Raw genomic sequence first — 7,479 nt, 5'->3', positions numbered from 1 at the left:
GTTTTGAAAAATTCGTCATCAGGGCAAACTCCCTATTGTGAGGGGAATAAGTTGTCTAGATTCTATCTATAATAGCATTTTTTTCTGACTTTTCTCAACGTTCAACACTTCTGCATTATTGGGACTAGGCTGAACAATCTTAGCCTTAACCGTCCCCACCACATACTGCCCTAAATGAAACTGGCATTAACCTGATAGGAGATCAAATCTCCCTCAACAAAGAAGCTGAGGCCGTAGCGACCCGGTGTTAAATTCAAGGATAATCGAACTGGCAGAGCCAGCGCTTCGCTCCCGCCGTATTCAACCGAACCGACAACAGTTGCGACACCCTTACTATCGAATCGGACTAACTCGGTGATCACGTTGGGGTCGGTGGCGAGTTCCAAACGAAGGTTACGCGAAGTCCTGAATCTTAGTCTGTCCACACTATCCCAAACGCCGCAGCGATTAGTTTCCCCTAAATGACCGTCAACCTCGAAGCTTTTTCCCGTTTTAGCTTTTCCCAGATCGATCGCTCCGCCCCATTCCCGACTCAGATCGCGTCTGGCATAAATCTCGCCGTCCATTCCAGTAATAATATCTCTGTTCATAATTCACCCTTGCAATTTCCCTATCTCTACAGATCAAAAACTAGCGATTCCGTTTTCGCCATTCCCAGGGTGGCATCGGGTTTCCCCCGAAAATTCCCTTGCGGTTCGATCGAGTTTTGGTAAAAGCCCCTTCGATTTCCTTCCAGCTGGGACAGTCAGCCTTGAATCGATCGTAAGCCCAAACCATACCGTCCTTTACCTGCTGCAGTTGAACTAGCTGACCGTTGGCGTACACCTCGGCTACGGTACGCCCGAAGCGATCTGTATCGATAGCATTGATGCTGACTTGGTTATTCGCCCGGTTGAGTAGCGATCGCAAGTGGTCACGACTGACGATGCCGTTTTCCTGTTTGATTTCTGGGGTTATGTAGAATCCACATCGTAGAAGTATTGTAAAATTGGAATTTTTAATATAAAATTAGACAATGTAAGCTAAATTAGCATTCATGTTAATTGCCGCTTTAGCCATCCCCAACTGAGTTAAACATCTGCTAACATAAGTAAAACACTTAGTTTGAAGATAGGGTTGTGTATGTCGAGTGTTTCAGTGGGTGTCCGAATACCCTCTAATCTCTATGAGAGGCTCCTGGCTCACGCCAGTAAGGTTCATGCTTCTAGATCTGAGGTGGTTATCAGTGCCTTGGCCCACTATTTAGGGTGTACTGAGGATGTGCCACTGAGCGAGAGACTAGCAGATTTGGAAGCAAAAGTAGAAGAATTACAGGTTTTGGTCAAGAAATAGCCCTCCTCTGTAGAAAAGGATAAAGAGGAATTGATGGACAAAATGGAGAATGCTGATGAAAGATGTTTTTATTTGTGGCTCTTCGTTACTTGGTATGGTTCGATAGGGGGGCATAAATCGACTAAATCCTTATCTGGCAAGGAATTTAATTGATTAGTTCGCTCTAGATCGAAAATAATTGACAAAAATCGCTAAATGCCTTTCTATATAGGGGTTCCATCCCTTATAACCCCCGTCCATTGCATAACACAAACCGAAGAGCCTTATTTGTCACGCCAGTGAAGATAAGCCAGGAGTTGTAGAACCTCTTGTTGATGCATTTGAACAAGCGAATATTTCTTATTGGTATGACAAAGCTGAAATCAAATGGGGCGATAGCATAACTAAAAAAGTAAATGAAGGTTTAAGAATTTCCCATTTTGTAATTGTTGTTATTAGTAAGGCATTTCTATCAAAAAACTTCCCTCAGACTGAACTTTATTCAACATTAACTAGGGAAATTTCATCAGGAGAAGTCAAGATACTTCCTTTAATTGTTAAATATAATGATGAAGAAAAAAGAGAGATTTTAGAAAGCTTATCTTTAATGCAAGATAAGCTTTATCTCACCTGGGATAATAATCCCAATAAAGTTATAGATGCTTTATGATCGCGCTTATCAGACAAAAACAACGGCGAGGACACCCCCAACCCAGAGTCTCTTGAAGAAGATACTGAATCGAATCAAGAAGCTTCAGCTACACAAAATTTACAATTAGCTTCACCTTCATCTACAAATGAAACTTCTAATCAAGGGTTTGAAATGCAAAACATCAACTGGCTTCATCTTTCCGATTGGCATCAAAAAGGAAAGGAATTTGGTAGAGAAGTTGTACGAGATAAGTTAATTGAAAATATCAAAAAACGTGCAGAGATTAGTCCTGATTTAGCGAAGATCGATTTTATCGTTTTTAGTGGAGATTTAGCTCATTCTGGCAGTCAGCAAGAATATGAAGCTGCTAAAAGCTATCTTCTCGATCCCGTACTTGAAGCAACTGGGTTAAGTCGGGAAAAGTTATTTTTTGTACCTGGCAATCATGACTTTGATCGTAACAGGACTGATTTATTTCCACCAGAAATTAAAGATCCTTTTGCGAATGAAGAGGATGTCAATAAATGGCTAACCGATGTAGATAAACGTGAAGCAATTTTGCGCCCATTCAAAGCTTATAAAGAATTTGTAACTCTATATAATCACCAAAATCAGCCGGAATATGCCAGTGTCCAAATACTAGAAATTAATAACGAAAAAGTTGGTTTATTAGGTATAAACTCAGCTTTAATGACTGCACGGAATAAAGATAACAACGACAAAATAGCAGATAAAGTATTTTTAGTAGTAGGAGAACCTCAGCTTCATACATCTCTTGATTCAATCCAAGATTGTAATATAAAAATTGCTGTACTGCACCATCCATTTGATTGGCTAACTGAATTTGATCGCAAGCGGATTAAACGTCGTCTTGGCGAAGGTTGTCACTTCATCCTTTGTGGTCATGAGCATCAATCTAGAGTTGATAGAATTAATTCTACAGATGGAGATTATGTATTTATTCCTGCTGGTGCAAGCTATGATCGCCCTGACTATCCTAACAGTTACAATTTTGTCCATCTTGATTTCGAGAAGGGTGAAGGAACTATATATTTACGCCGTTGGAGTCGTGAGAGAACAAAATGGATTAGAAATGAAGATTCTTATGACAATGGACAATTCAAGATTTTGTCCCTTCCTAAACAATTAAGTTCATATCCTCAGCCATCAGTCCCAAAGTAACAGACCCAACTTTTTTGAGTTTAATCTCCAATGAAGGAAGTTGGGTTTATTTAGGCAAGGATAACTATACTCAAAATGCCATTTTTAGTTTTAAAGCCGGATTTACTTTGCTAGTTGAAGCATTTGATATAACTATCCTTTCCTTTGAATGCGTTTACTTGACATCTGGTCATGCGTGCCTGAATGAAAGGCCGTTGCTTTCTATTAATGACCAATCGATATCCTTAAATAGCAATTGGGAACTGAAGCAACCCTGTAAGTTAAAGAAAAATGAAACGATATCTATCGCTTATCAGAGAGAAGTTAGACCTCCTACAATGGAAGGTGTACCAGCAGATTGTGATTATGGTTATATTTTTGTGTCAGTTAAATATCGAGTAAATTCAAATATACAGAACTCAAAATTTTTCTTCAAATATGATAAAGACAAACCCGTTAATTTAGTATCTGTACAGCTTTCTTCCTCTCTTTTAAACATTCTTGAGCCATCTAAAAAACAAGCTCACCAAATAAATGCTAAATACTATACTCCTTTTCCTCTGTTAGCACTATTAAAATCTTCAAATGAAGTTGCTGAATACTTTAATCAGCTAAGACAAGGTTTGGCTGAAGAATTTATTTTCAAGCTTAATAATTATATTAATCATACTCTTCCAAACAATAAAGGAAGAGAAAGATTTGAAGACTTTACATGGGAAGAGCTTGACATTGTACTCGAAGCTTTTCTGTATGCCCAGCAAGATAGCTCTCTAGAGATTTCAGAAAAACATTTACTGTTAGGAATTTTAAATAGTAAATCAGCTACAATTAAAAAAATGAAAGACTTTTTTAATGAGAATAATCTAAGCCTTGAAAAATTAGTAAATAAAATTACAACTCCATCAACAGAATTGAAAAATAAATTAGATACTCCTGATATAGAAGGCGTTTTTAGTGAGCCATCGGATACTTCCGATAATCACTTAGATACCCCTGATGTAGACAAAATTTTCTAATCAATAATCTAGAGGTTATTTTATGGTAGAAGAAACTCCTGATATCTCCTTCAACTCTCCACAAGAGAAAGAACTTAACTCTCTCTTGGAAAAATCTGAAAATAGATATACATTTAGTTCTATAATTGCTAAACGATATCAACTGATTCAAAAAATTGGTGAAAGCCAAAAGAGCGTTGTTTTTAAAGCCAAAAATCTAATCGACAATAGGTTAGTTGCTGCTAAAACTATACACCCTGCTCTATCAAACCATCCTAATATAGATCAATATGTACAAAAATTACGTCAAGAATACGAAACTGCTCTTACCTTCAATCATCCAAATCTAGTACCTGTTTATGAATTTATCCAAGAATCAAAAGATTGTTTTTTCTTGATTATGGATTATATTGAAGGACAATCTCTTCGTGAACTGATTAATTTGGAGAAACCGATAGAACCACATCGTGCAGTAAAAATAATTCTGCAATTGGCTGAAGCAGTAGCTTATCTTCATGAAAATCAATATTATTATCTAGATTTAAAACCAGAAAATGTTCTCCTTAATAATCAGGGGAAAGTCTGGTTAACGGATTTTGGTACTGTTATTAAAGAAGAAGATCTTTGGTCTCAAGAAGGAAAAGTATTTACAACTTATCCTTATGCAGATAGCAAAATTCTTGTTGGTTTGACACGCCAAACGGATAGAACAACTGAAGTATATTCTCTTGGAGTCATGCTCTACGAGATGATAACAGGTAGTCGTCTGAGTTCAGATAACACAAAAGAAGCCGCTTTTGTTAGTGCTGTCTTAGCTGCCAATTCTCCTCCAGAATTTCCTGATGGAATTCCTGGAGAACTTTGTAATATTTGCCTCAAATGTATTCAAAGAAAGCTTAGTGATAGTTTTCTATCGGTCAACGAACTTATAGCTAGTATTCAAGAATTTCTTGAAGCTTCTCTGAGCCAGAATCATATTGATAATTCTCAAGAGGTTAATCTAATCAAAAGACAACTTCTTTTGGCTTGGAAATTAGGAGTTAATTTAAGTAAAGCATTTATTTATCATTCTACCTATAAAAAGTTAGTGGTTGAATTGGCAAACTCAAGCTCTGCAAATAACGCATCTAACTATAATCAAATAGGCATGGTTATACTTCAAGAAATAGGAGCATTGGAAAGTTTTAAAGAGAGTCAAGAATTAGCCTTAAATATAAACCTCAATTTAGCTGCTATTGATGATAGTAAGTATCATAAAATAATTCGCGCTCCTCAACGTATATCTATTGATGAAATCCAGCAATTACCAAAAACAGCAGAGGAGATAAGCGGCACTCTAGATAAAAGTTTACAAGATGTTAATAAGCATTTTACAGAAATGGGAGAACAATATTATCAAATATTCGAGACAAGATTTTTAGCAGGATTATGGAATCTCTCTAATGGACTTGCCAATCAAGTTTTAGAAATGGCTAACCAAGCTCCACTGCCAGAGGAGTGTAGGAGTCAATTATTAGAGCTAATAGAACATTCACCAAAAGGAATTTCTCAAGAAGAAATTAATCATACTCTCGACCAAATAGATAGATGTGTTGAACGCTATCTGCTCTCTGTTAAAAGTTGACTCAATCAAAGTAAAATGAAGATTAATTTTTTTGTCTGCCTAAGTTAGTAATTAAGGCTGAACTTCAAAAATTCCTACCTTTGCCTCAAACATAACCTTACAAACCCCAGTCGCCCCATTACGATTCTTCCCCACCTGAATCTCCATAATCCCCTTATCCCCAGTCCCAGAATTATAATACTCATCCCGATACAACAGTAGCCCCAAATCCATATCCTGTTCTATATCTCCAGAATCCTTAATATCGCTCATAAAAGGACGTTTATTCGCCTGTCCCTCCACTCCCCGATTAATCTGCGCCAACGCAATAAACGGCACGTCAAACTCCTTCGCCATATCCTTAAAAGCACCAGAAAACTTCCCTACCGCTTGCGCCCGATTTCCTGCTGCCCTATCCCCTAACTTCTGAATGTAATCCATCACCACTAAGCCAATTGCCCCTTTTTCCGCCTTAATTCTCCGCAACACAGAGCGCATTCGAGAAGAGGTTAAGATACTAGCAGGGGTGTCATCGATGATGATAGGTAACTCACAGAGCCTTCCTAATCCCTGCCTCAAAGCATCATACTCATCCTTATAGATTTCATTGTGCATCAGTCGGGCTGAATCAATGCCTGAGTGCATCGCCAGAAACCGCTTGGTTAGCTGTGCCTTGGACATTTCCGCCGAGAAAAACGCCACCGTCCGTTGGTAGGTGACAGCCAGATGATTCGCCAAGTAACAGGCAAGCCAGGTTTTTCCCATCGATGCCCTCGCCGCGATGACGATAAGATCCTGTTTGTTCAAACCTCCAGTAAGCTTGTCCAAAGCCGCTAATCCTGTAGAATATCCTGGTTGCTTTCCTTGTTCCAATTCCACGAAAACATCTCGTAAACAGTCATTGATGGATTGGGGTTGAAAAGGGTCTTGTTGATTGACGGTGACGTTAAAGATTTTCGCTTCTGACTGTTCTAAGACTGAGGGGAGTTCCGTTGCCGTATCATAGCCCAACTCCTCAATTTCCTGTGCTGCTGCTATCAGTTGGCGGCGTTGGTATTTATCCACCACCAAAGCAGCATAACGGTCTATATTGACGGCTGAAACCGTTTTTTCCAGCAGTTGAACCAGTTTGGCTTGACCTCCCACTTTTGTCAGCAGGCGATGGTCTTTTAACCAAGTGGTGACGGTCATTAAATCGGTGGGCTGATTTTTGTGATAGAGTTCCAAAGCCGCTTTGTAGATTTGCTGGTGTGCCATGACGTAGAAAGCTTCAGCCGGGAGACTATCAGCAATACGACTGATGGCAGACGGATCTAAGAGAATACCTCCTAATGGGACTTAAACAAATTTCAAGCCCAAACAAGGCCGAAACTGGCTTTATAAGCGGCAAACACGTCATGATTGTCGAGCAGCCACTTAAAGAAACGGAAAGACATCGCTACGCGAAAAGCTGCCAAGGCCTCAACAAAAGTGTTTAAAGGTCGATTTGCCCACCGCCTTTGTAGTCCCCCAGTCAACTTATGCCACAGGATAAATGTATAGGCACAAAACACCAAGATAAAATGACGAAGTAAGCTTCGTTTATCCCTGACTTGGTATTCCCTTAACCCTAACCATCCTTTGGCTTCTCGGTAGAATACTTCCACCCAATTTCTTTCGGTGTAAGTCCTCACTATCCACGACGCTGTTACTGTATCTGTCTCGACTACATTGGTGATAAAATAGTCAACTTCTGTCGCTTTTTCCCCTGAACTTGC

Annotated in this window: 8 protein-coding genes and 1 pseudogene; 5 read left to right on the top strand and 4 right to left on the bottom strand. The window is 39.0% G+C overall.

Annotation, left to right across the window (positions count from 1 at the left end):
• Positions 1-170 precede the first annotated feature (170 nt).
• Positions 171-590: a hypothetical protein gene (locus H6F92_RS03265; protein ID WP_190356771.1), complete on the bottom strand. Its 420-nt coding sequence runs from the start codon at positions 588-590 to the stop codon at positions 171-173.
• 40 nt (positions 591-630) lie between these two features.
• A complete protein-coding gene (locus H6F92_RS03260) occupies positions 631-927 on the bottom strand; it encodes a thermonuclease family protein (RefSeq protein WP_265795860.1) in 297 nt (98 codons plus the stop codon).
• A 195-nt stretch (positions 928-1,122) separates the two neighbouring features.
• On the opposite strand from H6F92_RS03260, the gene H6F92_RS03255 reads away from it, so the two are divergent.
• The 5 genes from H6F92_RS03255 to H6F92_RS03235 all read left to right on the top strand — a co-directional run bounded on the left by H6F92_RS03255 (position 1,123) and on the right by H6F92_RS03235 (position 5,743).
• Positions 1,123-1,332, top strand: a complete 210-nt coding sequence (locus H6F92_RS03255; RefSeq protein WP_190356769.1) for a CopG family transcriptional regulator — start codon at positions 1,123-1,125, stop codon at positions 1,330-1,332.
• A 265-nt stretch (positions 1,333-1,597) separates the two neighbouring features.
• Entirely contained in the window at positions 1,598-1,981 is a 384-nt protein-coding gene (locus H6F92_RS03250) for a toll/interleukin-1 receptor domain-containing protein (protein WP_190356773.1), read from the top strand.
• A 153-nt stretch (positions 1,982-2,134) separates the two neighbouring features.
• Entirely contained in the window at positions 2,135-3,145 is a 1,011-nt protein-coding gene (locus tag H6F92_RS03245; protein WP_190356768.1) for a metallophosphoesterase family protein, read from the top strand.
• Between the two features lie 14 nt (positions 3,146-3,159).
• Positions 3,160-4,140 (top strand): hypothetical protein, encoded by a 981-nt coding sequence (locus H6F92_RS03240; RefSeq protein ID WP_190356767.1) that lies wholly within the window; start codon positions 3,160-3,162, stop codon positions 4,138-4,140.
• A 22-nt stretch (positions 4,141-4,162) separates the two neighbouring features.
• A complete protein-coding gene (locus H6F92_RS03235; RefSeq protein WP_190356766.1) occupies positions 4,163-5,743 on the top strand; it encodes a serine/threonine-protein kinase in 1,581 nt (526 codons plus the stop codon).
• A gap of 51 nt (positions 5,744-5,794) precedes the next feature.
• On the opposite strand, the gene dnaB is transcribed toward H6F92_RS03235, so the two are convergent.
• Together dnaB and H6F92_RS03225 are read right to left on the bottom strand one after the other, a co-directional pair.
• On the bottom strand, positions 5,795-7,045 hold the full coding sequence (dnaB, locus tag H6F92_RS03230) for a replicative DNA helicase (RefSeq protein ID WP_190356772.1): 1,251 nt from the start codon (positions 7,043-7,045) through the stop codon (positions 5,795-5,797).
• 26 nt (positions 7,046-7,071) lie between these two features.
• Positions 7,072-7,479, bottom strand: a pseudogene (locus H6F92_RS03225) (IS701 family transposase); the annotation flags it as partial.

The organism is Microcystis wesenbergii FACHB-1317, assembly GCF_014696875.1.
GTDB classification, from domain to species: domain Bacteria; phylum Cyanobacteriota; class Cyanobacteriia; order Cyanobacteriales; family Microcystaceae; genus Microcystis; species Microcystis wesenbergii_A.
This window is presented reverse-complemented; position numbering and strand designations above follow the sequence as displayed.